Source organism: Tepidiphilus sp. HLB4 (genome assembly GCF_054823945.1).
The window spans coordinates 1-25,732 of the sequence record NZ_JSYB01000093.1; the positions used below are offsets into that span (position 1 = coordinate 1).

Consider the following 25,732-nt stretch of genomic DNA (forward strand, 5'->3'; position numbering starts at 1 on the left):
CGCCCATCTGCTCGCCCTCGCTGGTGCCATGGCCACCGCCGCCCTGGGGCTCGCCCTGGTGCAGGGGCGCGCCGGCCAGGTCTGTCTCGGGCAAGGCGCGGCGATGGCTGCCGGCGCCTACACCTGGGCCGCGCTCGCCCCCCGCTCGCTGCCGCTCGCGCTCGCGGCCGCCGCCGCGGCCGGGGCGCTCGCCGGAGCCGCCATGGCGCTGCCGGCGCGCCGCCTCTCGGGCCTGCCGCTCGCGCTCGCGAGCATGGCCTGCGCTGTCATCGCCGAAGTGCTGGCAATGCGCGCCGTCGCCTTCACCGGCGGCACCGCCGGCCGCTTCGTCGCCCCGCCAGCCCTGAACGCTCTCGACGAGGCGAGCGTCGCGCTCGCTTTCTCCTCCCTCTGCCTCGGCCTTGCCGTGCTGCTGCTGTACCGGCTCGATCGCGCCGCCCTCGGACGCGCCTGGCGTGCGCTTGCCCAGGCGCCGGAGGCAGCACTCGCGCTCGGCCTGGACGTGGGCGGTCTGCGCCAACTCGCCTTCGTCGCCTCCGGCCTGTGCGGCGGGCTGGGCGGGGCGGCCTACGCGCAGACGCTGGGTTTCATCAGTCCGGAACAGTTCGCCCTTCCGCTCTCCTTCGAACTCCTCGTCATCGCCTTTCTCGGCGGCCTGCGCCATCCGGCCGGGATCATCCTCGCGAGCCTTGCCTTCGTCGCCCTGCCCGAGCTCGCCGACCGCCTGCGCCCCCTCGTCGGCGCGCTCGGCGGCTGGGATCCCCTGGTGCTGGGGCTGACCGTCGTCTTCGTCGCAGTTTTCCGTAAAATGGACTAAAATCGCAGACATTCGAAGAATTTCGAGGAAGATCATGCGCGCCCGCCTCTTTGCCGTCATCGCCCTCCTCGCCTTGGCCATGGCCCCGGTACGCGCTGCCGAACGGGTGCTCACCGTCGGCGCGCTGCTCGATCTCTCGGGGCCGGCGGCGCTCCTGGGCGTGCCGGTGAAAAACGGCATGGAAATGCGTTTCGCCGAAGCGAACGCACGCGGCGAACTGCCGGGAATCACCCTGCGCCTGCTCGTCGAAGACACCGGCTACGACCCCAAGCGCGCCATCCTCGCGGCGCGCAAACTCACCGAACGCGACGGCGCGATCGCCTTCCTCTCGAACCTGGGCACGCCGGTGGTGCTGGCGACCATGCCCGAGATCCTGCGCCGTGGCCGGCTGCATCTCTTCCCTTTCTCGCCGCACGAAGCCACCTACGCGCCGCTGCATCCGCTGAAATTCCAGATCTACGCGCCCTATCGCAGCTACATGGACCCCGCCGTGCGCGCCGTGCTGCGCCGCCATCCCCAGGTGCGACGCGTGTGCACCCTGGTTCAGGACGACGAATTCGGCGAAGAAGTGAGCGCGGGCGTGCGCGCCGGGCTCGAGCGCGCCGGGCTTTCCCTCACCCAGGAAACGCGGCACGCGCGCGGCGCCACCGACTTCACCGGCCAAATCGCGCGGCTGCGCGAGGCCGGCTGCGAACTGGTGGCGCTGGGCACGCTGGTGCGCGAAACCGTCGCCCTGCTGCGCACGGCCAGCGAGATGGGCTGGAAGCCGCTCTTCCTCACCTCGGCCTCGGCCTATTCGGACCAGACGCACGCCCTGGGCGGAGCCGCCGTCGAGGGGCTCTACGGCGTCACCAACCCCATCCGCATCCCCTATCGCGAGGGCGCCTCGCCCGAGCTGCTCGCCTGGCTCGACGCCTACCGCGCCCGCTACGGGGCGGAAGCCAACGTCTGGTCGGCCATGGGCTACGTCGCCGCCGAACTGCTGGTGCTCGCCATCGCCACAGCGACCGAGCCCACGCCGGAAGCGATCGCCCAAGCGCTCGAGCGGCTCGACTATCCCGGAGACCTATTCGGCAGCCCGCGCTACCGCTTCTCGCCCACCGACCACCTCGGTCAGCGCACGGGCGGCGAACTCACCCGCATCGAGCACGGACGCTGGGTGTCGCTGGAGCGCCTGGACGGGCCGAGCGAATGAGCCGCGCTCCGGCCGAACTGCCTAATGCCGCCGCCGGAACGTCTCCATGAAGTCAGCGAGCGCCTCGACCGCCTCCAGCGTCACCGCGTTGTAGATCGACACACGGATGCCGCCCAGTGCGCGGTGCCCGGCCAAGCCGGCAAAGCCCGCCCGGTTCGCCTCGGCAAGGAAGGCCGCGCGCAGCGCTTCGCTCGGCAGATCGAAGACCACGTTCATGAGCGAACGATCCGCGCGCCGCGCCCGCGGGCGGTAGAAACCCTCGCTCGCGTCGAGTACCCCATAGAGCCGCTCGGCCTTGGCACGGTTGATCGCCGCCATCGCCTCGAGCCCGCCGATCTCGTCCATGAGCCAGCGCAGCACCAGCAGCACGGCATAGATGGCGAACACCGGCGGCGTGTTGAGGATGGAATGCGCCTGCGCCTGCGCGCGGTAGTCCAGCATGGCCGGCAAGCCCTCCGGGGCGCGCTCGAGCACCGCCTCGCGCACCAGTACCACCGTCACCCCCGCCGGGCCGAGATTCTTCTGCGCATGGGCATAGATGAGCGCGTAGCGGCCGGCATCGAAGGGGCGCGAGAGAAAGTCGGACGACATGTCCGCCACCCGCGGCACCTCCTCGAGCCCCACCAGCCGGTGGAACTGCAGCCCCTCCACCGTCTCGTTGGTCACCACGTGCAGATAGGGCGCGCGCGCATCGAAGACGAGTTCTTCGTCGTCCGGCAGCCGGGAAAACCCCTCGGTCTCGCCGCGCCACACCACCCGAACCGGGGCGAGTTTCCTCGCCTCGGCGATCGCCTTGCCGCTCCAATAGCCCGTATGCAGATACTCCGCCGGCACGTCGGCGCCCCGCGCGAGCGCGAGCGGCACCATGGCGAACTGCAGCGTCCCGCCACCCTGCAGCAGCAGCACGTGAAAATCCGGCGGCAGCGCGAGCAGCGCCTTGAGCCGCGTCTCCACTTCCGCCACCACCGCCGCGAACCAGTCCGAACGATGGCTGATGCCCAGCACCGACAGCCCCACCTCCGGCACCGCGATCATCGCCTCGCGCAACTGCACAAGCACCGTCTCGGGCAAGGCCCCGGGCCCGCCGGAAAAATTGCGCGCGTTCGCCGACAGCGTCATCCCCACCCCTCCCTCCTCACCCGCACCCAGCCGACGAAGGCCTCGCGCAGCGGCGCGATCCCCTCGCGCCGGTAGGCGAATTCCGCCCCCGGCTCCATGGCGTGCGCCACCATCGCCGGATCGGCCTCGAAGATCAGCAGCCGCCCATCGGCCGTCTCGGCCAGATCCACGCACACGTAATCGAGCCCCAGCCGTTCGGAGAGCGCCGAGAGCGCCGGCGCATGCCTTTGGGCGAACTCGGGGAAAGCGCGAAAGAACGCCGCCTCCTCCGCCCGCTTGGCGGCATCGCCGTACATGCCGGCATTGACGTAATGCACCATCCAGTGCTCCGACACCGCCAGATGCACCGGAAACGCCTGCCCGCCCACCAGCGCCACCCGGATCTTGCGGAAACGCCCGTCCGGTCCGGCATAGTCGACGTAGCGCGTGAGGAAGAATTCCCCCTCCGGCTGCGCCGCGAGATACGCGGCGAGCTCGGCGGCCGTGCCGATCCTCGCCAGACCATGCCCGCCCTGCGAATCGGGCGGACGCAGTAGAAAAGGCGGCGCCTCCAGCCCCTCGGGCCAGGCACCGGCCGCCGCGGCCGACTCCAGGAGCGCGCGCGGCACGCGCCGCGTCGGCGGCATGAGCACCCCCGGCGCGTCCGCGAGCAGGCGGCTCAGCGTCGCACGCTCCGTGCGCCGGATCGCCGCCGGCGGGTTCAACACCGGGCGCGGCCAGCCGGCGAGCCGCTCCTGCAGCGCCGCGAGCACCGGCAACGCCGCCTCGCTCACCCCCATCGCCAGCATCAGCGCGTCGTGCTCCGGCAACGCCTCGGCAAGCGGCACGGCCGGGTCCACGAAATGCACCACCAGCTGCAGCCCCTGCCCCTCCAGCAGGCAGTCGAGCGGCGTATTCGCCGACAGCGGCCCCGGCAGCGCCAGCAGCAAGAGCCGCGGCGCCGGCTCGTCCGGCCCCGGCAGCGCATAGGTGCGCGCGCGAGAGAGCGCCTCGCGCTGGGCCGCGAGCGCCGTCTGCGTCTGCCCCAGGCACAAGAGCGCCGTGGCAAGGTTCATCCACGCCGCCGCCGTGTCCTCCCGCCCGGCCCGATCGAGCCACTGCCGGGCGAGCGCCGGCAGATCCCCCTCCCCCAGGCTCGCGCGCAGAAAGGGCGCCAGGCCGAGATAGCCTGCTTGCGGTTCAGACACTCTTCTCCTCCCACTCGAGCATCGCCCGCTTGCGCTCGAGCCCCCAGCGAAAACCGCGCAGGCCGCCGCCGGCATCGAGCACCCGGTGGCAGGGGATGAGCCAGGCCACGGGATTGGCCGCCAGCGCCTGCCCCACGGCCAGCGCCAGGCGCGGAGGGCCCAGCCGCGCCGCCAGCTCGCCATACGAGCACGTCTGCCCGGCAGCGGTGCACGTGCGCAGCGTGCGCCACAGCAGGCCGCGAAAAGGCGTGCCCTCCACCGCCACCGGCAGGTTCCGCGCAAGGAAGCGTTCTTCCAGCGCCGCGCATTCGGCCGCGGCAAGCGGCGCCCAGAGGGCCCACGGCCAGCGCGCCTGCCAGGTGCCGAGCTTATCCTGCGGCGACTCGCCCTCCTCCAGAAACTCCGCGCGGCACACCCCATCCGGCGCGAGCGCCAGCAAGAGCGCCCCGAACGGCGAGCCGATCACCCCGTAGCGCAGGGGCACGCCGGCATGGCGCTGTCGAAACGAGGGCGGCGACAGGCAGAGAAAGGCCGGATCGGATTGTTGCATCACTCCCTCCTTTGAGCCACATATTCTTGCGCGCCGCGCGCTCCCTACTCAATACGCCACGCCAGACCATGGATGATCGGCTCCTTCATTCGTACGAACATAGCACGATCCCTGCCGCATCGCGTTATGGCTTTCCCCCTCCCCGGAGCAGACGCTCGATTTCCTTGTCGTGCCCGTCGATGCGCTCCAGAACCTCAAACTTGCCCTTGGCCACGCCGATGCGGCGTTCGCCTTCGTTACCGGACTCGGCCAGCGAATCTACCGCCCGCTCCAGCAGCCGCCGCAGCGGTTGCGGCACCCCCAACGCCAGCGCGTCGGCGGGCGCAAGGCAGCGCGCCTCTTCTCCCCATGCCGCAGCGGGTTCCACCGCCCGTGGCGCCTGGGGCAGGTAGCGCGTCACGGTGATCTTCAGGGTGAAATGCGTCAGGCGGTGGGTGAGCCGGGCGATCTCTCCGGCTGCGCGCCATGCGCCGGACGGGGCCTGGTCTTCCTGCGGCAGACACCACAACCCGCCCCAGATGCCCTGCGGCGCGCGGCGCACGAGCCAGACCGCTCCGTCCTCCTCGTACCAGCCCCAGCGCAGATCCTGCTCCGGCACCGGCGCGCGCGCCCGTTTTCGCGGCAGTTCAGCCGCAATTCCCTGACGGTGCGCGGCGCACAGATCGACCACCGGACACACGTCGCACCGCGGCCGCGACCGGGTGCACACCAGCGCGCCCAGGTCCATCATGCCCTGAGTATAGGCTGGCATGTCGTCAGAATCGTGCGGCAGCAGAGCTTGGGCCAGATCCCACAGCCGGCCCGCCGTGGCCGCCGCGCGCGGGTCTTCTTCCACGGCGAAGAGACGGCACAGCACCCGCTGCACGTTGCCATCGAGAATCGGCACCCGCTCGCCCTGCACGAACGCCGCGATCGCCGCCGCCGTCGAGCGTCCCACGCCCGGCAGCTGCACCCATTCCTGCGCCCCTTGGGGACAGGAACCCGGCCAGCGCGCCACCCACAGGCGGGCGGCGGCGAGCAGGTGCCGCGCGCGGGCGTAGTAGCCCAGCCCACTCCACAGCGCCAGCACTTCGTCGAGCGGCGCCGCCGCCAAGGCCTCCACCGTGGGAAAACGCGCCACGAAGCGGGCGAAATACGGCAGCACCGTGCGCACCTGCGTCTGCTGCAGCATCACTTCCGAGAGCCACACGCGGTACGGGTCGCTCCCCTGCCAAGGAAGATCGCGCCGGCCACAGCGCCGCTGCCAGTCCACCAGGCGAACGGCGAAGGTCTCGGCCGCTTCGGCGGCAAGGGAATTTTCAGGAAGGAAAGGGATCTCTTGGCCTGTCATCGTTTCTGCGATACATTCTCGTTTCGGCATCATGCACCCGGCACATGCCGGACAAGAGGTTCGTCGAGATGGATTCAACCGCGACCGTTTCTCCGCCTTCCACTGTGGATGCGCAGCAGCTGCGCCGCACCTTGGGACAGTTCGCCACCGGCATTGCCGTGCTGACCACGCGCGCGCCCGACGGGGCGCCCCTGGGGCTGACCATCAATTCGTTCAACTCGGTCTCGCTCGAGCCGCCGCTCGTCGTCTTCAGCCTGGCACGGCGCCTGAGCCTGCTGCCGTGGTTCGAAGAAGCGTCCCACTTCGGTATCTCGCTGCTCTCGGCCGGGCAGCGCGCGCTGTCGGATCGTTTCGCCGGCCCGGCGCAAGACCGCTTCGCCGGCGTGGAATGGTTTCCCGGACCTTTCGGCTCGCCCTTGCTCGTCGGGGCCTGCGCCCACTTCGAATGCCGCAACGCGATACGCCACGACGGCGGCGATCACCTGCTGTTTCTGGCCGAAGTATGCCATCACGCAGCCTTCGCCCGTGAGCCGCTCGTCTTCTTCGGCGGGGCCTACCGGGAACTCGCCCCGTAGACGAAAAAACCCGGCGCAGGCCGGGCTTGTAAGGTACGCAGGAACGTGGAGCGGGTGAAGGGAATCGAACCCTCGTATGCAGCTTGGGAAGCTGCCGTTCTACCATTGAACTACACCCGCGAATCCGGTGAATTATAGCCGAGCGCCTGCCGTCGGCGCAAGCTCGATCAAAGGCTTGCGGACACCCGACGATTGATCTCGTCTTCCAGTGCTTGAAGCCGCTCGATGATCGCCTCGAACGCCCAGGACTCACCGTAGAACATCTGTGCATCCCGCATTGCCTGATAGTCTCGCCGCAGCGCCCCGAGAAGGGGCTCGGGCGGGACGAGGCGCAATCCTCCCGCAGTACAGCGTTCGTAATGACTGTGGCTGCTGCGGTAAAACGTGGCTTTGAGGCGCACGACGTCCCGTAGCAAGCCCATATCCTCCACGGCCTGTCGGCCGATCTCATGATCGGCCAAGCAAGCCAGATCATACCAATGGCGCGAGAGCCGCTCGGCTCCGGCCCGGGGCTGTGGCCGGTGGCATTCGACATGGATCAGGGTGGCTTTTTCCCAAAAGGTACGCACGGCCGACAACACAACCACCTGCGCCCGCGGCAGATCCAGGCCGGGGACATATTTCGCGATATCGGGCACGATCGTCTGTGGTGCTCGAGGCCAGGTCGAGTTGCGGCCGCCAAACTCGATCAAGATGCTCGGACGCACATAAGCATCCGCCTTCTCGACAGCACTGGGGTAGAACACCCACAGTTTCTCGGCGTCCTCGCTCAGCTGAAAAGAGAGGGGATGACCGGGCAATGACGAGGCAAGCGCCGACTGCAACGCGGGCAACAGATCGTCGCGCACGTGCGCCGCGAGTGCCGCTTGTAAGGTATCAGACAGCTTGCGGCGCTGGCTGTTGGTGGTGATCGATTCCAGGTCGGGCGCATCCGCGATCAGGCTACGGTAGTCGATCGTGACATCGATGTCTTCCGAAAAGCGCTCGATGACTTTGTAGACCTTGGAGAGCGAAGTTCCGCCCTTGAATGCCATGGACTTGCGGCACGGCAGCCGAAAGAGAATGCCGAGCACCTGGCACAGCCAGAGATCCTTTTCGAGAATCTCGGCGCGACGACCCATCCGGGACGCCAAGGCCCGCAGCAGGTCGGCCTGATCGTCAAGAGATAGCGCAAAGTACGATTCAGCCATGGGACTGTGCGCTGCGTTCTTCGTAGCGGCGCAGCGCTTCGACCATCCAGGCCGGCATCGAAGACTTGACACGGCGTAGCGCCTCGAACTCGTCGGGCGGCAGTCTGGCGGCAATCTGCCCGATGGTGTCCGGACTCACGTGCTCTCGCCCGAGATACCATAAGGCAGCCAAGGCCTGCCCTGCCGGACGCCCGGCAAGCACCAGCTTGCGTGCCGCCACGTGCTGCAACCGCACGCGCAGATTGCCCAAGCGCACGGTGCGCGAAGAGCCTGTCGTGTAGAAAACGGGTTGAGCTGGAACCTGCGTGCTGAGCCCAAAACGCCGGGCCGCTTCGGCCCCATGGACTTCGATGGGGGCGCCCTCGGCTACCACCCTGGCCACCGCTTCGGGCGAGGGCATGCTCTTGAGTCCGAACCGGCTTACCTTGGGAACGATGTAGAGCCCACGACCGATGCGCTCGATCACCCCTTGCCGGGTCAAGCGCATCAGCGTCTGGTCGATGGCCGCGCGCGACCCCAAGCCCGCGAACAGGGCGGGGGTGAATGGTTCTTCTGCAGGCTGGGCAGCGATACGCTCGCGGATGGCTTGTGCGGTGTTCATGGCAAGGAATCCCTTCGTGTCAGAAAAAATAGCAAAATATCCAACAAAAAGCAATCCTGCAAAAAGTCTCCAGTCGACCGTGCTAAACTTTTCACCATGCCTGACGAAATCCCCCAAACCCTCACCTGCCGCGTCAACGGCGAGCGCCTCACCCTGTCCGCCGGTACGACGATCGCCGAGCTGCTCGCCGCCCGCGGCTGGGCGGGCAAGCGCGTCGCCGTCGAGCGCAACGGCGAGATCGTCCCCCGCAGCCTCCACGCCCAAACCACCCTCGCCGAAGGCGACGTGCTCGAAATCGTGGTCGCCGTGGGCGGCGGCTAAACCCTTCCTTCCCGACCCCATCATGACCGAACCCGAAGATACCGACTTCCTCACGCTCGGCGCCCGCCGCTTCCGCTCCCGCCTGCTGGTGGGCACCGGCAAATACCGCGACTTCACCCAGACGCGCGAGGCGATCGAAGCCTCCGGCGCCGAGATCGTCACCGTGGCGATCCGCCGCGTCAATCTCGGCCAGAACCCGGACGAGCCCAATCTCCTCGACTATCTTCCGCCCGAGCGCTTCACTCTTCTGCCCAACACCGCCGGTTGCTACACGGCCGAAGAGGCCGTGCGCACGCTACGGCTCGCGCGCGAGCTCCTCGACGGGCACACCCTGGTCAAGCTCGAAGTGCTGGGCGATGCCGAAACGCTCTATCCCAACATGCCCGAAACGCTCAAAGCCGCCGAGCGGCTGGTGGCCGAAGGGTTCCAAGTGATGGTCTACTGCTCCGACGATCCCATCCAGGCGAAGCTGCTCGAAGAGATGGGCTGCGTGGCCATCATGCCGCTCGCCTCCCTCATCGGTTCGGGCATGGGCATCCTCAATCCCTGGAACCTGCGCCTCATCCTCGAGCGCATCCGCGTGCCGGTGATCGTCGACGCGGGCGTAGGCACGGCTTCCGACGCGGCCATTGCCATGGAGCTGGGTTGCGACGGCGTGCTCACCAACACCGCCATCGCGCACGCCGGCGACCCGGTGCGCATGGCGCGCGCCATGCGTCTGGCGGTGGAAGCCGGGCGCGAAGCCTACCGCGCCGGGCGCATGCCGCGCAAGTTCTACGCCGCCGACCCCAGCTCGCCGCTCACCGGCGTCATCGGCAGGCCCACGCCATGACGCAGGCACTCGACGCAGAGCGCGGGCATCTCTCCACCCGCAGCATCCGCACCTTCGTGCTGCGCCAAGGGCGGCTCACGGAAGCGCAGCGCCGCGCCCTCGACACCCTGCTGCCGCGTTGGGGCCTTCCTTATCGCCCCGAGCCCCTCGATGCGCCTAGCATCTTCGGCCGCAGCGCCCCGCTCGTGCTCGAGATCGGCTCGGGCATGGGCGAGACCACGGCCAGAATCGCTGCGGCCAACCCCGGCAGCGATTTCCTCGCTGTCGAGGTGCACGGTCCCGGCGTGGGCAATCTCCTGAACCTCATCGAGACCCAGGGGCTCACCAACCTGCGCGTCATCCAGCACGACGCGCTCGAAGTGCTCGAACACATGATCGCCCCGGGAACGCTCGCCGGCATCCACCTCTTCTTCCCCGATCCCTGGCCGAAAAAGCGCCATCACAAGCGCCGCATCGTCCAGCCCGGCTTCGTTGCGCTAGCCGCCGAGCGGCTCGCTCCCGGCGGCTACCTGCACTGCGCCACCGACTGGGAAGAATACGCCCAATGGATGGAAGAGGTGCTCTCGGCCGAACCGCGCCTGGAATCGATCCACCCCGATCCCACCGAGCGGCCTTCCTGGCGCCCCGAGACCAAGTTCGAGCGCCGCGGCCGCGCCCTGGGGCATGGCGTGTGGGATTTCGTCTATCGCCGCCGCGCCGAAGCGCCGCCCATGCAAGCACCCGCCCATGAATGAGCGAACCTCCCGGCACGACACCAGGCAGCGATCCGTGCGCGTGACGCGGTGTCCGAACTTCCATTGCCCATCCCCCCGTCCGCAGGGAGGAGTCCAACCATGAGTTTTCGCCCCTTTCGCGCCCTGTGGCGGGCGCTGCGCTGGCTGATCCTGCTGCCGCTGCGCCTCGTCGAATTCCTTGGCCGGATCGCCATCGGCCTCGCGGTGCTCGTCTTCGTCGCGGCACTGCTGATCAGCCAATGGGAACCGGTCCTCAAGCTGCCGCCGCGCTTCGTACTCACGCTCGCGCTCGACGGCGACCTCGTAGAGCAGCCGCCGCTGCCCGACGGGCTGCGTTCACTGCGCTCGCTCGAACCGGGCCCGGCTCCCCTTGTGCTGCGCGACGTGCTGGATGCGCTCGATCGCGCCCGCCGCGACGAGCGCGTGCTCGCGGTGGCGCTCGACCTCAGCCGCCTGGGCGGAGCATCGTTTGCCCAAATCGAAGAGCTGCGCGGGGCGATCGCCCGGCTGCGCCAGGCCGGTAAGCCGGTATACGCCTACGGCGACGTTCTGCCGCAGAAAGCCTACTACCTCGCTGCTGCGGCGCAAGAAGTCACGCTCGACCCCGAGGGCATGGTGCTGCTGCCGGGCGTGGCCGTCACCCAGAACTATTTCCGCGACGCGTTCGACCGCCTCGGCGTGCGGGTGCACGCCTTCCGCGTGGGCAAGCACAAGTCCTTCGTCGAACCCTTCACGCGCAACGACATGTCGCCCGAAGAGCGCGAGGTCACCCAAGACCTGATCGGCGGCATCTGGCAGCGCCTGCTCGACGACCTCGCCCGCGATCGCTCGCTCGCGCCTGCCGTGCTGCGCCGCTACAGCGAGCGTTACGACGAGGTGCTCGCCGCACACGAAGGCGACTCGGCCAAGGCGGCCCAGGCCGAGCGCCTCGTCGACCAGCTCCAAGGCTACGAAGACTGGCACGACGGGCTCCTCGAACGGTATGGGCGCGAAGGAAACCAGGCCGAAGAAGTGGCTTTCGACGATTATCTGTACGCCACCGCGCCGGCCCTGCCCGCCGCCAAAGCCCCGGTGGTGGCCCTGCTGCCCATCCAGGGCACCCTCATCGACGGACCGCCGCGCGATGGGCTCGCCGCAGCCGATAGCATCGTCGATCGGCTCGACGAGGCGGCTGAGGATGAGACCATCAAGGCCGTGGTGCTGCGCCTCGACACCCCCGGCGGCAGCGCCTTCGCCGCCGAGCGCATCCGCCGTGCCGTGCTGCGCGTGAAAGCGGCCGGCAAGCCGGTGATCGTTTCCATGAGCGGCACGGCCGCCTCCGGCGGCTACTGGATCGCCTCGGCCGCCGACGAAATCTTCGCCGACCGCTTCACCCTCACCGGCTCCATCGGCATCTTCGCCCTCTTCCCGGAGGCGGCGGGGCTGCTCGACAAACTCTCCGTGCACACCGACGGCGTCAAGACCGGACCCTTCGCCGACGGGCTGGACCCGCGCGTGCCGCTCGCCGATCCCGTGGCCCGCGCCGTGCAAGCCGAGATCGAACACGGCTATCGCCGATTCCTCGCCGTCGTGTCCGAGGGGCGCAAGATCTCGGAAACCGAGGTCGATCCGATCGCCCAGGGACGCGTGTGGCTCGGCGAGACGGGCCAGAAGCTCGGCCTGGTCGACACCCTCGGCGGGCTGGACGCGGCCCTCGATCGGGCCCGCGAACGCGCCAAGCTCCCGCAGGCGCCGGCTCGCTGGCTGCTGCCGCCACTCTCCGCCCGCGACGTGCTCATGAAACTGCTCTTCGAAGGGCGCAGCGACGAGTTCGACAGCCGCCTGCAATCGCTGGGGCTGCTCCCGCCGGGCGTGTCGCTCGCCGAACCGCGCCGCCTGCTTCGAGCCTTCGATGACCGCCGCGGCCTCTATGCCCATTGTCTGTGCGCCGCGCCTTGAAGAAAGGATCCCCCATGCTCCGTCCCCCTGAAATCGACGCCTTGATCGCCAACAACCGCGCCTGGGCCGAGGCCATGCGTGCGCGCGACCCCCTCTTCTTCGAGCGCCTGAAAAACATCCATCAGCCGGAATTCTTCTGGATCGGCTGCTCGGACGCCCGCGTGCCCGCGAACGAACTCATCGGACTCACCGCCGGCGAAGTCTTCGTGCATCGCAACATCGCCAACCAGGTGCAGGCGGCCGACCTGAGCTGTGCGGCGACCATCGAATTCGCCGTCGCCCGCCTGCAAGTGCGCCACATCCTCATCGTCGGGCATTCCGACTGCGGCGGCGTCAAGGCCGCCATCCGCGCCGACGCCCCCGAGCTCGTCCAGCACTGGGTGCATCCCATCCGCGAACTCTACCTGCAGCACCGCGCCGAGCTCGACGCCTTGCCCGAACCGGAGCGCACCAACCGCCTCGTGCGCCTCAACGTCGTCACCCAGATCGAGCGCCTGGCGCAGAACCCCGTCATCCGCCGCGCCTGGGATCGCGGCGAAGGCCCCATGCTGCACGGCTGGATCTACGACGTCGGCGACGGGCTCCTCGAAGATCTGGGCGTCTTGCGCGGACCTTGCTGAATCGAATCCGGCTGGCGCGGCATGCCGGCGTCTTCTACAATGAGGCATCATGGAACTGCCCCTCGACCCTTTTCGCCGGCGCACGCTGGGCCTGCTCGCCGCCGTGGCGCTGGGCGCGCTGGGCTGCGCGCGCGCCGAGGAAGCGCAACCCCTGCGCTTCGGCATCCAGCCCTTTCGCACGGCCGAGGTCCTGCTCACCTTGCACAAAAGGCTGCTCGACACGCTCGCCCAGGCGCTGGGTCGGCCGCTGCGTTTCTCCACCCGCCCCACCTACGATGCCTATACCAAGGCGCTCCTGGCCGGTGAATTCGATCTGGCCATCATGCCGCCGCATATCGCCGTCTGGCTCGCCGGGCGCGGCGACTGGGAGCTCGAAGCCAAGTACGAAGTGCGCATGTCGGCGATCCTCGTGGGGCGCAACGCCACGCCCGCGCCCGAAGCCGAGGCCCTGCGCGGACGGCGCATCGCCCTAGGCGACCCGGATTCCATCGTCTCCCTCGTCGCCCGCGAAACCCTAACCCGCCTGGGACTCGTGCCGCAGCGCAACTTTACCCTCGTGCTCACCGCCTCGCACGGTGCCTCGCTGCAGGCGCTCGCCAACGGCAGCGTCGATTACGCCATCGTCGCCAACACGGTCTATGGCCAGTTCCGCGCCAAGTACCCTTCGCTGCAGGCCGTGGCCTTCGGTCCCGACGTGCCGCACCTCATGGCCGCGGCCCGCCGTGCCCTGCCCGAGGCGCTGCGCACGCGCTTTCGCGCCGCGCTCCTCTCGTTCCATGAAACCGAGGCGGGACGCCGCTTCTTCGCGGACACGGGTTACCGCCGCTTCGTCCCCATCACCGAAGCCGACTTCGCCGAGATGGCCCCCTTCCTGCCGGACCTAGATCGACGGTATGCCTCCCCGCCGGAGCTTTCACGATGAACTGGTACCGCCACATCCCCTTCCGCCTCCAGATCCTGCTGGCTGCCGGCGCCGTACTGCTCCTCATCGTCGCCGGCTTCACCTACGCCCATTGGCGTGCGCTCGACGAAGCCCTGTCGCGCGCCGCCGAGCGGGAAGCGCAGCACTACACGCGCCAGCTCGACACCCTCGCCCGTCAGGCGTTGCTCACGCACGACTACGAGCAGTTGCAGGATCGGCTCGAAGCGCTCCTCGCCGGCGAGACCATCGCCTTCGCCGTCGTCCTCGACGAAGACGGCCGACCAGTGGCCACCTACGGCTGGCAAGATTCCACGCAAACCCTCCCTCCCCCAGGCGCGAAACTCGAATGGCATGGACAGCCTGTGCGCGTCTGGCACCACGCCATCGCCAGTACCCTGGGAGGAGAACCCATCTCGTTCGGCAGTCTCGTGCTGGGCATTTCGCTCGCGCCTCTCGAGACAGGCCGAGAGCGGCTCGTCCTCAGTACTGCCTTGCTCCTGCTCTTCTCCCTCGCCTTGGGTGGGCTGCTGCTCGACGGGGTTGCCCGGCGGCTCGGCCAGCGGCTCGCGGCGCTGGCCGAATTGAGTCGCACGCTCGCCGCGGGCGATCTCTCACGCCGCGCCGAGGCAAGCGGCAGCGACGAAGTGAGCGTGCTCGCGCAGAGTCTCAACGCGCTCGCCGACGCCGTAGCCGCAAGGATCGACGAGCTGCGCCACCGCATCGAATACGACGCGCTCACCGGCCTGCACAGCCGAATCTACTTCGACGAAGCGCTCGGCAAACTCCTGCAACAGTACGACGCCGGCCGCGTCTGGGTCTGTGCCATCGATCTCGACCATTTCGCCGCCGTCAATGACAGCTGCGGCCACGAGGCGGGAGACCGTGTCCTGCGCGACGTCGCCCGACTCATGCAGGAAATCATCCCCCCTCGCGTCGAACAGGCCGTGCTCGCCCACCACGACGCCGACGAATTCGCCGCCTGCTGGGTGGGCACGAGCGAAGACGGCCCCAACGAGGCGCTCGCCCGGGAGATCGGCGCCAAGATCCTGGCCCACCCCATCACCGACAACGGCCTCAACCTGACGGTGGCCGCGAGCATCGGACTCGTACGCGCCGACCGCGTCCCCTCCACCGTGGCCGACCTGAAGATCGCCGCCGACATCGCCAGCTACGTCGCCAAGCAGCTCGGCGGCAACCGCGTCGTCAATTACCTCCCCACCCATCCCTGGGTGGAGCGGCGCCGCCGTGAGATCGAGCTGCTGCCGGTGTCCTCAACGCCATCCGCACCGAGGCGTTCGAACCCTGGGTGCAGCGCATCGTTCCCGTGGGCGAAGGCCGGCTGCACGCCGAGATCCTCATGCGGCTGGTCACCGAGCGAGGGGAACGGCTCACGCCGGGCGTATTCCTCTCCGCCGCCGAACGCTTTCAGCTCATGCCGCGCATTGACCGCATCGTGGTGCGCAAGGTGATGGCAGACCTGGGGCGGCGGCTCGCCGAGAATCGCCCGTGGCCGGCCGACGTCATCAGCCTCAACGTCTCGGGGCAGACGCTCTCGGACGAAGGCTGGGTCGAGTACCTCGAAGCCCTGATCCGCGAACACGGCATCCCGCCAGAGCGTCTGGTCTTCGAGATCACCGAGAGCACCGTGATCGAGCAGACGGAAGTGGCGGTGGCCTTCGTCACGCGGATGCGCGGCCTGGGCGCGGCGATCGCGCTCGACGACTTCGGCTCGGGCACATCCTCCTTCGGCTATCTGCGCCGCTTCACCGCCGATTACCTCAAGGCCGACGGTCAGTTCGTGCGCCACGTGCACGAGCGGCGCGAAGACCGGGTGATCGTGCAGACCATGGTGAGCCTGGCGCGGCTCATGCGCATGACCACCATCGCCGAATTCGTGGAAAACGACGCCATCATCGAAACGCTGCGCGAGCTGGGCGTGGACTATCTGCAGGGCTACGCGGTGCACAAACCCCAGCCGCTCTCCGAGCTCTGAAGGGCGGCGTGAATGACCTACGGCGCCAGACGCTGGCGAACCCACCCCCCGGCGCCGTCGGGGCGGTAGGCGATGCGATCGTGCAGGCGCGAGGGCCGTCCCTGCCAGAATTCCCAATACTCCGGAATCAGCCGAAAACCGCCCCAATGCGGCGGGCGCGGCGGATTGAGGCCGAACTTGAGCCCGTAGCGGGCGGCTCGCTCCACGATCTCGGTGCGCGAGGCGATCGGTTGGCTCTGTTCGCTCGCCCAGGCGCCGAGGCGAGCCGCCAGGGGGCGCTGGGCGAAGTAGGCGTCCGACTCCTCGGGCGAGACCTTCTCGACCCGACCCTCGATGCGCACCACCCGTTCCAGATCGGGCCAGAAGAACTGCAGGGCGGCGAAGGGATGGTGCTCCAGCTCGCGCCCCTTGCGGCTGAGATAGTTCGTGTACCACACGAGGCCGCGCTCGTCGGCCTCCTTGAGGAGCACGGGGCGCGTCGACGGGCGGCAGCGCTCATCTACCGTGGCCACGGTCATGGCATTCGGCTCCGGCACGCCGGCGTCGATCGCCTCCTCGAGCCAGGCGCGAAACTGCATCAAGGGATCCGGATGGATGCGATCCTCGTCGAGCGTATCGCGGTCGTGTTCGCGGCGCACGTGGCGCAGATCGATGCGCGTCATGGTGTTTCCCTTTAGAACGGCAGCCGGCGCAGCTGCACGGCCTCGGCCACGTGCACCGGCTCGATCGTCTCATGGCCCGCCAGGTCGGCGATGGTGCGCGCGAGCCGCAGGATGCGGTGGTAGGCCCGCGCCGAGAGATCGAGCCGCGCCATCGCCCGCCCGAGCAAGGCCAGCGCCGGCTCGCCCGCCCTGCCGTGCGTTTCCAGTTCGCTGCCGGAGAGGCGCGCATTCTCCTTGCCTTGGCGCGCCAGTTGCCGCTCACGCGCTGCGAGCACCCGAGCGCGCACTTGCGCCGAAGACTCCCCCGGCGCGGCCGCGGCGAGCGTCTCCGGCAGCAGGCGCGGCACTTCCACCCACAGGTCGATGCGGTCGAGCAGGGGCCCGGAGAGCTTGGCGTGGTAGCGCTCGATCTGCGCCGGCGTGCAGCGGCAGCGCCCGGACGGATCGCCCAGGTAGCCGCAGGGGCAAGGGTTCATCGCTGCCACCAGCTGGAAACGCGCCGGGTATTCCACCCGCTCCTTCACCCGCGCCACCGCCACCCGCCCCGTCTCGAGCGGCTCGCGCAACGCCTCCAGCACCCGGCGCTCGAATTCCGGCAATTCGTCGAGAAAGAGCACGCCGCCGTGCGCGAGCGAGATCTCGCCGGGGCGCACCGCCCCGCCGCCGCCCACACCGCCCACGATGGCCGCGGGCGAGGCGCTGTGGTGCGGTGCGCGAAAGGGGCGCACGCGCCAGTGCTGCGGCGTAAAGCGCCCATCGCTCGACCACACCGCCGCGGTTTCGATCGCCTCTTCTTCCGTCATCGGCGGCAAGAGCCCCGGCAGGCGCTGCGCCAGCATCGACTTGCCCGTGCCCGGCGGCCCATAGAGGAGCAGGGAATGACCGCCGGCCGCGGCGATCTCCAGCGCCCGTCGCGCCCCTGCCTGCCCCTTGACTTCGGCAAGGTCCGGCCAGACAGGGCTTGCGGCCTCTTCCATCGGCGCAGGCGGCGCCGGCTCGCGCTCGCCGCGCAGCCAGGCGACGAGCTCGGCAAGCGACGCCACCGCCACCGTCTGCGCCCCCACGCGCAACGCCTCATGGGCGTTCGCCCGCGGCACCACCACGCGCCTTCCCTCGCGCCGCGCCGCCAGGGCCGCGGCAAGCACGCCGCGCACCGGCCGCACGCTCGCGTCCAGCCCCAGTTCGCCGTGGAATTCGTGATCGGCGAGCACCGACGGCGGCACCTGGCCGCTTGCCGCGAGCAGGCCCACGGCGATGGGCAGGTCGAAGCGTCCGCCGCTCTTGGGCAGATCGGCCGGGGCGAGATTGACCGTGATGCGCCGCGGCGGAAACTCCAGCCCGGCGGTGAGGATCGCCGCGCGCACCCGCTCCCGCGCCTCGCGCACCTCGGCATCGGGCAGACCCACCAGGTTGAACGCGGGCAGCCCATTGGCCAGATGCACCTCCACCGCCACCCGCGCCGTGTCGACGCCGGTGGCCGCGCGCGTGAGCACCGTGGCGAGGTTCATCCCCAGACGATCAGGCAGTGGTTTTTCTTGCCGCGCTGCAGCACCGTGTAGCGTCCGAAGCGCCGGTCGGCGTCACCGATCACCGCGTCCAGCGCCGTGACCTTCACGCCATTGACCGCCACCGCGCCGCTGCTGATGAAGGTGCGCGCCTCGCTCTTCGACTTCGCCAGCCCCGCGGCCACCAGCGCATCCACCAGGCCGCTTTGCTCGCGCGACAGGGCCACGCTGGGCATGCCGTCCAGCGCAAGCTGCGCATAGTCTTCTTCCGTGAGCGCTTCGAGCGAGCCGGAGAAGAGCGCCGCGCTGATGCGCTCGGCCGCACGCAGGGCCTCGGGCCCGTGCACCAGCCGCGTCACTTCCTCGGCGAGCAGGCGCTGCGCCTGAGGCCGCTCGCGCTGCCGGTCCTCCTCCTCGATCGCCGCGATCGCCTCGACCGAAAGGAAGGTGAAGTAGCGCAGGAACTTGTAGACGTCGGCGTCGGCCGTATTGAGCCAGAACTGATAGAACTTGTAGGGCGAGGTCTTGCGCGGGTCGAGCCACACCGCGCCGGATTCGGTCTTGCCGAACTTCGTGCCGTCGGCCTTGGTCACCAGCGGCAGCGTCAGTCCATAGACTTCGGCGCGGCACAGACGCCGCACCAGGTCGATGCCGGCGGTGATGTTGCCCCACTGATCCGAGCCGCCGATCTGCAAGAGGCAGCCGTGGCGGCGGTAGAGTTCGACGAAATCGTAGGCCTGCAGCAGGCTGTAGGCGAACTCGGTGAAGGAGATGCCCACCTCGTCGCGCGCCAGGCGCTGCTGCACCGCCTCCTTCTTGATCATGGCGTTCACCGAGAAGTGCTTGCCGACCTCGCGCAGGAAGTCGAGCACGTTCATGCGGCCGAACCAGTCGTAGTTGTTCGCCAGGATCGCGGGGTTGCCCCCCTCGAAGGAAAGGAAGGGCTCGAGCTGGTGCTGGATGCGCTCGCTCCACTGCGCCACCACGTCGAGCGAATTGAGCTTGCGTTCGTTGGCCTTGAAGCTCGGGTCGCCGATCATGCCGGTCGCCCCGCCCACCAGGGCGATCGGCCGGTGCCCCGCCTGCTGGAAGCGGCGCAGCACCAGCACCGGCACGAGGTGCCCCAGATGCAGGCTGTCGGCGGTAGGGTCGAAACCGCAGTAGAGCGTGATCCGCCCTTCCTGCAGGCGCTGCTGCAGCGCCGGGAAATCGGTCGTCTGCGCGATCAGGCCGCGCGCGCGCAAATCCTCCAATACGTCCATCCGTCTACGTCCTCGTCGCCGGCAGGACGATTCGCCCCGCCCCGTTCATGGGAAAGACCCGATTTTCCCACGAAAGCGCGGCGAAGGGCGAAACTTGCCCCTCAGCCGCGGCGCAGCTGGGCGATCAGCCGGTCGACTTCCTTGAGCGCCGCCTCGTGGCTGCCCGTGAGCGAGGCGGAAGTGAGGTAGCGCCCCCCTACTGCCAGGGTCGGCACCCCGTCGATTTTGTAGGCGCGGGCGCGCGCATCGGATTCCTTCACGCGCGTCTCCACGCCGAAAGAAGTCCAGGCGTCATAGACCGCCTTGCCGTCGCCGCCGTTTTCCTGCACCCAGGCGCGCGCGCCGTCGCGGTCGTAGACGAGACGACGCTCGTCCTGCACCGCCGCGAAGATCTTCGGATGCAGCGCCTCGAGCTGCCCCGTCGCCTCGAGCGAGAAATACAGCCGCGCCAGGCCCGCGAGCGCTCCCTGCCCCCAGATCACGGGCGAGCGATGAAACGCCACGTCTCCGCCCAAAGTCTTCTTCCATCCTTCCACCAGCGGATCGAGATGGCGGCAATGCGGGCAGCCGTAGTGGAAGAACTCGATCACCTCGATCTTGCCGGCAAGGGTGGGCTGAGCCGGGGAGAGCTCCACGAAGGTCTTGCCCTCCTGGGCCCGGGCGGCGCTGCCGACCCCGGCCAAGGCGAACAGGCCCAGAGCCTGCAGAAACCGCCTACGGTCGATACTTTCTTTCTTCATCGTCCTCGTCGCTCCTCATTTGACCAGCGTCGGGGCATAACCCGCCGCCAACAGCCGGGCCCGCGCCGCCTGCGCCTCATCCTGACTGCGGTAGGGGCCGGCGCGCACCCGGTAGAGCGTACGACCATCGGGCATCCTGGCCGGTTCCACCGTAGAGGTGATACCAGCCATCGCCAGCTCGGCGCGCACGCGACTCGCCTCTTTCTCGGTGGCGAAAGCCCCTATCTGCCAGTAGAGCCGCTCCGTGCCTTGCGGTTTCGGCGGCTCAGGCGCGATGGCGGCGACCTGCGGCGTCACCGGAGGCGTCGGCACCACGGTGGCCGGCTGCGGCGGCGTTTTGGTTTCGGCCGCCTTCGGCGGTTCGGCGGGTTTCTGGGTTTTCCCGTCGTTGCCGTTCCACCCTTCGGGCAAGACTTTGTAGAAATCGAACTTCGTCTCGGCCGGCGTCGTGCCCGCCGGGGTTCCCTGGTTTTTTTCCGCCGACGTCTGGCCGGGGAACGGGGCATTGCGGGTAAACCACCACGCGATCCCGAAAGCGAGAATCGCGCCCAGCGCCAAACCGAGGAGGATACCGAGCAGCGTCCCGCCCTCCTCTTTTCCTCCTCTACGGCGAAACCGCGGCATCCCCATCATCTTCCCCTCACATCGACTCCGGCGCCGAAACCCCCAGCAGCCCCAATCCCGTGGCGAGCACCGTCTTCACCGCCGCCGCGAGCGCCAGCCGCGCCAGGCGCAGCGGCTCTTCTTCCACCAGGATGCGCTCGACGTTGTACCAGGCGTGGAAGTCGGCCGCCAGATCCTTCAGATAGAACGCGATGTGATGCGGCGCACGCTCGGCAGCCGCCGCCTGCACCACTTCGGGGAAGGCCTGAAGGCGCACGCACAGCGCGAGCGCCGGTTCGCTCGTGAGCAGCGACGCGTCGGCCTCGCACAGATCCTCCATCGCCCCGCCCCACTCGCGCAGCACCGAGCAGATGCGCGCGTGCGCATACTGGACGTAATAGACCGGGTTCTCGTTCGACTGCTTCTTGGCCAGATCGAGGTCGAAATCGAGGTGCTGGTCGCACTTGCGCAACACGTAGAAGAAGCGGCAGGCGTCGTTACCCACCTCGGCGCGCAACTGGCGCAGCGTGACGAACTCGCCGGCGCGCGTCGACATCGACACTTTCTCGCCATTGCGGTAGAGCACGGCGAACTGCACCAGCGCCACCTCGAACTTCTCCGGATCGAGCCCCAGCGCCTGGATCGCCGCGCGCACGCGCGGGATGTAGCCGTGGTGATCCGCCCCCCAGATGTCGATCATCAGATCGTAGCCGCGTTCGTACTTGTTCCAATGGTACGCGATGTCGGAGGCGAAATAGGTGTAACTACCGTTTTCACGGCGCACCACGCGATCCTTGTCGTCGCCGAAGTCGGTGGAGCGAAACCACCAGGCGCCGTCCTGCTCGTAGAGATAGCCGCGCTGCTTCAGGGTCTCCACCGCGCGCTCGACCATCCCCGTGTCGTAGAGGCTCTTCTCCGAGAACCAGCGGTCGAACCGCACCCCGAACTCGGCCAGATCGTCACGGCAGTCGCCCAACTGCTCGGCGAGCGCGAACTCGTGGATCCAGGCGTAATCCTCGCCCAACAGGCGCTTGGCGTTGGCGATGAGCTGATCGAGGTGCCGCTCGCGCTGCTCCACGGCCTGCGGGTCGGTGCGCTCGGGATCGGGTTCGCCCGGCGTACCCGCCAGCACGTCCTCGGCGCGCACCCTGGCGAAGCGATCGCCATGGCGCTCGGCAATGGTGGCTGCCATGTCGATGACGTAGCGCCCCTGATAGGCGTTGCTCGGGAAGGGGACGCGGATGCCGAAACGCTCGAGATAGCGCAGCCAGGTGGAGAGCGCGAGGATGTCCATCTGCCGGCCGGCGTCGTTCACGTAGTACTCGCGCTCGACGGTGTGGCCAGCAAAGGCGAGCACGTCCGAGAGCGCCGCCCCGTAGGCCGCCCCGCGCCCGTGGCCGACGTGCAGCGGCCCCGTGGGGTTGGCCGAGACGAATTCCACCAGGATGCGCCGCCCGGTGGATTCCCCCGCCCCGTAGCGCACCCCGCGCGCGAGCACCTGCGGCACCACTGCGTTCTTCGCCGCCGGCGCGAGCGTGAAATTGATGAAGCCGGGACCGGCCACCTCCACCTTGGCTACCCAAGGGTGCGGCGTGATCTCACGAACGATCTCCTGGGCGAGCTCGCGCGGATTGCGCTTGATCTGGCGGGCGAACTGCAAGGCAATGTTGCTTGCCCAGTCGCCATGGCTCGCCACTTTCGGACGCTCGAGCGTGAGCGGCAGATGGGCGTACTGCGGCAACACCGCCATCAGCGCCTGGCGCAGCAGCGCGGCCAGCAGCACTTTGGGATCGGATACAGGCAAGGCGGAGGGATCTTGGCTCATCATGACTCGGTTCTGCGATCGTCAAACTGCAATTATAGCCCTCCCCTCTGCCCGAAACGTGCCGATTTGCGCTAATCTTGGACGTTGGCCAACCCGTGGAACGTCGCCGCCGTGCGCCTGCTGCGCCTGACCCGCATCTTCTGGATCGTCTATGCCTACGCGCTCGACGAGATCGTTGCCCAAGCCGACACTTCGGGGCGTTTGACGCGCTGGTGGCGCCGGCTCTTCTTCTGGCGGCGCAGCGCCGTACCCCGCGGCGTGCGCCTGCGCCGGGCACTCGAATCGCTCGGGCCGATCTTCGTCAAGTTCGGCCAGATGCTCTCCACCCGCCGCGACCTCATCCCGCCCGACATCGCCGACGAGCTCGCCCTCCTGCAGGATCGCGTCCCCCCCTTCCCCAGCGAGCAGGCGCGGGCGCTGCTGGAAGCGCACTACGGCAAGCCGCTCGAATCCGTGTTCGCCCGCTTCGAGCGCGACCCCGTGGCCTCGGCCTCGGTGGCGCAGGTGCACTTCGCCGAACTCTTCGACGGCACGCAGGTGGCCGTCAAGATCCTGCGCCCGGGCATCGCCCCGGTGATCGAGCACGACCTCGCGCTCATGGACACCGCCGCGCGGCTCCTCGAAGCGCTGTGGCCCGAGAGCCGGCGGCTCAAGCCGCGCGAAGTGGTGGCGGAATTCGCCAAATCGCTGCACGACGAGCTCGACCTCATCCGCGAGGCAGCCAACTGCTCACAGCTGCGGCGCAACTTCGCCGGCAGCGACATGCTGCTCGTGCCCGAAGTCTATTGGGACTATTGCGGGCGCGAAGTGATGGTGATGCAGCGCATGGTCGGCACTCCCATCTCCCAGATCGAGACGCTGCGCGCCAAGGGGATCGACCTCAAGCGCCTCTCGGCCATGGGCGTGGAGATCTTCTTCACCCAGGTCTTCCGCGACGGATTCTTCCACGCCGACATGCACCCCGGCAACATCCTCGTGGCCGACGACGGCCGCTACATCGCGCTCGATTTCGGCATCGTCGGCACCCTCGCCGACGAAGACAAGAACTACCTCGCGCAGAACTTCCTCGCCTTCTTCAAGCGCGACTACCGGCGCGTGGCCATCGCTCACCTCGAGGCCGGCTGGGTGCCGCCGCACGTGCGCGTCGACGAATTCGAGGGCGCGATCCGCGCCGTGTGCGAACCCATCTTCGACCGTCCGCTCAAGGACATCTCCTTTGGCAAGACACTGCTGCGCCTCTTCCAGACCGCCCGGCGCTTCGAGATGGAAGTGCAGCCCCAGCTCGTGCTGCTGCAAAAGACGCTGCTGAACATCGAAGGTCTGGGCCGCCAGCTCGACCCCGAGCTCGACCTGTGGCAGACCGCCAAGCCTTTTCTTGAGCGCTGGATGAGCGAGCAGGTCGGCTGGCGCGCGCTACGCCGCCAGCTCGAAGAAGAAGCCCCCCAATGGGCGAAGATCCTGCCGCAGCTGCCGCGCCTCATGCACCGCGACCTCAGCGAGCGGCTCGCCGAGCGCGAGCGGGAAAAACTGCGCCAGCGAAGCGCCAGACGCGAAGCCGCCGGACGCCGCCACGAGCGGCTGCTATGGGTACTGCTAGGGGTGGCGGCGTTCGCGGCGGGGTGGTGGTTGAAGGGGTGAATCTGGCGTTTCTCGGGTGGGTTTTCCGGCTATAGTGGTCCCCGAAAGAGATCGCCATCAGCATGGTCAGGCGGCTGCCGACGTCGAACAGGCCCGGCACCAAGGTGGTCAGTAGCGGGGTCATACCATGCCCTCCACGAATTCGGCCATGCGGTTCATCCAGCCAGCGGCGAACGCCGACTGCTTGGGATCATTGGTGATCAGCCGCCCGAGATGGCGCAGACGCTGGCCCAGCACCTTGGCGTAGAGCGCCCTTGGGTCGGCTTGTGCGAGTGCGGCGCGGGTCTTGGGACCGATGACGCCATCGGCGGCGACGCCCAGTGCGGTTTGCAGCCACTGCACCGCGCGCTTCGGCCCGGAATGCACGGCGGAATCGACTATGAGGCGCAGCAGCGCCGCATCGGTGATGGCCTCGAAGCCAGGATCGGTGAGGTACTGCTGGCGGTAGATGGCACGCGCCTCGGGCTCGGTGAGCGCCTTCACCTCAGCGGCGGTGGCCGGGCGACCCAGCTTGCGCCATGCCCCCAGCGTCTGCGCCGTGATGCCGAAGTTCGTCGGCCCGCCCCGGTCGGCCGGGTGATTCACGTAGCCGCCTTCGCGGCGGATGATTTCGTCGAGGATCGTGTCGATGGCGTTCATGGCCGCTCCTTGGTGCTGGCGTTGTCGAGGCGCACTTGTGCGCCCAGCGCTCGAACTGGTACAGCGCACGGCTACCCATATGGCCGGAGATGCCCACCAGCGCGGCCGAGACGAGCACATCGATCTCGGCGTGGATGTCCTTCAGTGGATCGGGAACACGTAGTCGTCGGTGCTGGTGGTATCCCACATCAAGGTTCATCCCCGCGCACGCGGGGAACACGCGCGGGGGCCGAGCGCATGGCTACAGGGGACTTCTTGCGGTTTGTAAAGATCGCGGCGCAAAAGCTCAAAAGCGCCGCTGGATAAAGCCGGCGGCAACCCCAACGGCTGCCGGCACGAGCAAAACGAGCGCGATGCAGGCGGCGATGAGGCCCCACCACGGCAGCAGCGGCGCGAGCAAGCAAGCGATGGCTGCGATGAGGAGCGCGGCGGCGATGGCAAGCACAGTATCCATGAGGCCATAGTATGGCGCAAGATTTGCGGTTCATCCCCGCGCACGCGGGGGAGGCGGCGTAACCGAGATCGCCGCCGCTGACCGCACGGGTCGATCCCCGCGCACGCGGGGGAGGCTAGGTGGGCCAGCAGCTCCGGCCCCATATCCCGGGTCGATCCCCGCGCACGCGGGGGAGGCAGCTCGCCCTGGTCGCCGTCTTCAAGAATGCTGGGTCGATCCCCGCGCACGCGGGGGAGGCTTCGACGCTGGAACTCCACGGGCCACCAAGTAGGGTCGATCCCCGCGCACGCGGGGGAGGCCCAGCCATTCAATGCCGTCTGCGTCCCGGCATGGGTCGATCCCCGCGCACGCGGGGGAGGCTCCAGATGCAGCTTTACATGCACGGCACCAAAAGGTCGATCCCCGCGCACGCGGGGGAGGCCAGAAGCCTTACCACCGCTTCACTGGCGTGGAGGGTCGATCCCCGCGCACGCGGGGGAG

At 68.6% G+C, this 25,732-nt stretch carries 25 protein-coding genes, 1 tRNA gene, 1 pseudogene and 1 CRISPR repeat array; of the genes and pseudogenes, 12 read left to right on the forward strand and 15 right to left on the reverse strand.

Annotated elements, in window-relative coordinates:
- Positions 1 to 817, forward strand: an 817-nt coding sequence (locus OA56_RS10550) for a branched-chain amino acid ABC transporter permease (RefSeq protein ID WP_461585197.1), incomplete at its 5' end; no start/stop codon positions are given.
- A gap of 34 nt (positions 818 to 851) precedes the next feature.
- Positions 852 to 2,012: an ABC transporter substrate-binding protein gene (locus tag OA56_RS10555; RefSeq protein ID WP_461585199.1), complete on the forward strand. Its 1,161-nt coding sequence runs from the start codon at positions 852 to 854 to the stop codon at positions 2,010 to 2,012.
- A 21-nt stretch (positions 2,013 to 2,033) separates the two neighbouring features.
- On the opposite strand, the gene OA56_RS10560 is transcribed toward OA56_RS10555, so the two are convergent.
- From OA56_RS10560 to mutY, 4 genes are all read right to left on the reverse strand, one after another.
- On the reverse strand, positions 2,034 to 3,131 hold the full coding sequence (locus OA56_RS10560) for a phosphoserine transaminase (protein ID WP_142804142.1): 1,098 nt from the start codon (positions 3,129 to 3,131) through the stop codon (positions 2,034 to 2,036).
- Entirely contained in the window at positions 3,128 to 4,318 is a 1,191-nt protein-coding gene (locus tag OA56_RS10565) for an ATP-grasp domain-containing protein (protein ID WP_461585202.1), read from the reverse strand. Before OA56_RS10565 ends, OA56_RS10560 begins: the two co-directional genes overlap by 4 nt.
- On the reverse strand, positions 4,311 to 4,868 hold the full coding sequence (locus tag OA56_RS10570) for a methylated-DNA--[protein]-cysteine S-methyltransferase (RefSeq protein ID WP_461585204.1): 558 nt from the start codon (positions 4,866 to 4,868) through the stop codon (positions 4,311 to 4,313). Before OA56_RS10570 ends, OA56_RS10565 begins: the two co-directional genes overlap by 8 nt.
- Positions 4,869 to 4,992: 124 nt before the next feature.
- Positions 4,993 to 6,198: an A/G-specific adenine glycosylase gene (gene mutY, locus OA56_RS10575; protein WP_461585206.1), complete on the reverse strand. Its 1,206-nt coding sequence runs from the start codon at positions 6,196 to 6,198 to the stop codon at positions 4,993 to 4,995.
- Between the two features lie 68 nt (positions 6,199 to 6,266).
- On the opposite strand from mutY, the gene OA56_RS10580 reads away from it, so the two are divergent.
- Positions 6,267 to 6,773, forward strand: a complete 507-nt coding sequence (locus tag OA56_RS10580; RefSeq protein ID WP_461585208.1) for a flavin reductase family protein — start codon at positions 6,267 to 6,269, stop codon at positions 6,771 to 6,773.
- Positions 6,774 to 6,819: 46 nt separating this feature from the next.
- Here the strand turns inward: OA56_RS10580 and OA56_RS10585 are convergent.
- From OA56_RS10585 to OA56_RS10595, 3 genes are all read right to left on the reverse strand, one after another.
- Positions 6,820 to 6,893, reverse strand: a tRNA-Gly gene (locus OA56_RS10585).
- Between the two features lie 47 nt (positions 6,894 to 6,940).
- Positions 6,941 to 7,963: a nucleotidyl transferase AbiEii/AbiGii toxin family protein gene (locus OA56_RS10590; RefSeq protein ID WP_055423137.1), complete on the reverse strand. Its 1,023-nt coding sequence runs from the start codon at positions 7,961 to 7,963 to the stop codon at positions 6,941 to 6,943.
- Positions 7,956 to 8,564, reverse strand: a complete 609-nt coding sequence (locus tag OA56_RS10595) for a DUF6088 family protein (RefSeq protein ID WP_461585211.1) — start codon at positions 8,562 to 8,564, stop codon at positions 7,956 to 7,958. The genes OA56_RS10590 and OA56_RS10595 overlap by 8 nt, the downstream gene beginning before the upstream one ends.
- Positions 8,565 to 8,660: 96 nt before the next feature.
- On the opposite strand from OA56_RS10595, the gene thiS reads away from it, so the two are divergent.
- The 8 genes and pseudogenes from thiS to OA56_RS10635 all read left to right on the forward strand — a co-directional run bounded on the left by thiS (position 8,661) and on the right by OA56_RS10635 (position 15,924).
- A complete protein-coding gene (thiS, locus tag OA56_RS10600) occupies positions 8,661 to 8,885 on the forward strand; it encodes a sulfur carrier protein ThiS (protein WP_082438366.1) in 225 nt (74 codons plus the stop codon).
- Between the two features lie 22 nt (positions 8,886 to 8,907).
- Entirely contained in the window at positions 8,908 to 9,717 is an 810-nt protein-coding gene (locus tag OA56_RS10605; RefSeq protein ID WP_055423135.1) for a thiazole synthase, read from the forward strand.
- Positions 9,714 to 10,451 carry a tRNA (guanosine(46)-N7)-methyltransferase TrmB gene (gene trmB, locus OA56_RS10610; RefSeq protein ID WP_461585214.1) on the forward strand — a complete coding sequence of 246 codons (738 nt, stop codon included), beginning with the start codon at positions 9,714 to 9,716 and terminating at the stop codon, positions 10,449 to 10,451. The genes OA56_RS10605 and trmB overlap by 4 nt, the downstream gene beginning before the upstream one ends.
- Positions 10,452 to 10,550: 99 nt before the next feature.
- Positions 10,551 to 12,389 carry a signal peptide peptidase SppA gene (gene sppA, locus OA56_RS10615; protein WP_461585216.1) on the forward strand — a complete coding sequence of 613 codons (1,839 nt, stop codon included), beginning with the start codon at positions 10,551 to 10,553 and terminating at the stop codon, positions 12,387 to 12,389.
- A gap of 14 nt (positions 12,390 to 12,403) precedes the next feature.
- A complete protein-coding gene (locus OA56_RS10620) occupies positions 12,404 to 13,009 on the forward strand; it encodes a carbonic anhydrase (RefSeq protein ID WP_141055610.1) in 606 nt (201 codons plus the stop codon).
- A 49-nt stretch (positions 13,010 to 13,058) separates the two neighbouring features.
- The gene (locus tag OA56_RS10625) at positions 13,059 to 13,931 is read left to right on the forward strand and encodes a phosphate/phosphite/phosphonate ABC transporter substrate-binding protein (protein ID WP_461585219.1); all 873 of its coding nucleotides are present in this window, start codon (positions 13,059 to 13,061) and stop codon (positions 13,929 to 13,931) included.
- Positions 13,928 to 15,124 (forward strand): annotated as a pseudogene (locus tag OA56_RS10630) (GGDEF domain-containing protein); the annotation flags it as partial. The gene OA56_RS10625 and the pseudogene OA56_RS10630, both read left to right, overlap by 4 nt.
- A 131-nt stretch (positions 15,125 to 15,255) precedes the next feature.
- Positions 15,256 to 15,924 carry an EAL domain-containing protein gene (locus OA56_RS10635; RefSeq protein ID WP_461585221.1) on the forward strand — a complete coding sequence of 223 codons (669 nt, stop codon included), beginning with the start codon at positions 15,256 to 15,258 and terminating at the stop codon, positions 15,922 to 15,924.
- Between the two features lie 17 nt (positions 15,925 to 15,941).
- Here OA56_RS10635 and pdxH read toward each other — a convergent pair whose 3' ends face one another.
- The 6 genes from pdxH to argS form a co-directional block, all read right to left on the reverse strand.
- Positions 15,942 to 16,586 carry a pyridoxamine 5'-phosphate oxidase gene (gene pdxH, locus OA56_RS10640; RefSeq protein ID WP_055423129.1) on the reverse strand — a complete coding sequence of 215 codons (645 nt, stop codon included), beginning with the start codon at positions 16,584 to 16,586 and terminating at the stop codon, positions 15,942 to 15,944.
- Positions 16,587 to 16,597: 11 nt separating this feature from the next.
- Positions 16,598 to 18,094 (reverse strand): YifB family Mg chelatase-like AAA ATPase, encoded by a 1,497-nt coding sequence (locus OA56_RS10645; RefSeq protein ID WP_055423128.1) that lies wholly within the window; start codon positions 18,092 to 18,094, stop codon positions 16,598 to 16,600.
- Positions 18,091 to 19,353 carry a tyrosine--tRNA ligase gene (gene tyrS / locus OA56_RS10650; protein WP_461585224.1) on the reverse strand — a complete coding sequence of 421 codons (1,263 nt, stop codon included), beginning with the start codon at positions 19,351 to 19,353 and terminating at the stop codon, positions 18,091 to 18,093. Before tyrS ends, OA56_RS10645 begins: the two co-directional genes overlap by 4 nt.
- Before the next feature lie 101 nt (positions 19,354 to 19,454).
- The gene (locus tag OA56_RS10655) at positions 19,455 to 20,093 is read right to left on the reverse strand and encodes a thiol:disulfide interchange protein DsbA/DsbL (protein ID WP_198288995.1); all 639 of its coding nucleotides are present in this window, start codon (positions 20,091 to 20,093) and stop codon (positions 19,455 to 19,457) included.
- A 15-nt stretch (positions 20,094 to 20,108) separates the two neighbouring features.
- Positions 20,109 to 20,717 (reverse strand): SPOR domain-containing protein, encoded by a 609-nt coding sequence (locus OA56_RS10660; protein WP_461585226.1) that lies wholly within the window; start codon positions 20,715 to 20,717, stop codon positions 20,109 to 20,111.
- A 16-nt stretch (positions 20,718 to 20,733) separates the two neighbouring features.
- Positions 20,734 to 22,521 (reverse strand): arginine--tRNA ligase, encoded by a 1,788-nt coding sequence (gene argS / locus OA56_RS10665; RefSeq protein WP_461585228.1) that lies wholly within the window; start codon positions 22,519 to 22,521, stop codon positions 20,734 to 20,736.
- A 111-nt stretch (positions 22,522 to 22,632) separates the two neighbouring features.
- Here argS and ubiB point away from each other — a divergent pair, with 111 nt between their 5' ends.
- Positions 22,633 to 24,159, forward strand: coding sequence for a ubiquinone biosynthesis regulatory protein kinase UbiB (gene ubiB / locus OA56_RS10670; protein WP_461585234.1), 1,527 nt, complete (start codon positions 22,633 to 22,635; stop codon positions 24,157 to 24,159).
- A gap of 120 nt (positions 24,160 to 24,279) precedes the next feature.
- On the opposite strand, the gene OA56_RS10675 is transcribed toward ubiB, so the two are convergent.
- Complete coding sequence (locus tag OA56_RS10675; protein ID WP_461585230.1) at positions 24,280 to 24,798, reverse strand: glycoside hydrolase family 108 protein; 519 nt, start codon at positions 24,796 to 24,798, stop codon at positions 24,280 to 24,282.
- Between the two features lie 286 nt (positions 24,799 to 25,084).
- The gene (locus tag OA56_RS10680; protein WP_461585232.1) at positions 25,085 to 25,252 is read right to left on the reverse strand and encodes a hypothetical protein; all 168 of its coding nucleotides are present in this window, start codon (positions 25,250 to 25,252) and stop codon (positions 25,085 to 25,087) included.
- A 26-nt stretch (positions 25,253 to 25,278) separates the two neighbouring features.
- Positions 25,279 to 25,673: direct repeats of the CRISPR family, unit length 29 nt; unit sequence GGGTCGATCCCCGCGCACGCGGGGGAGGC.
- Positions 25,674 to 25,732: the final 59 nt, after the last annotated feature.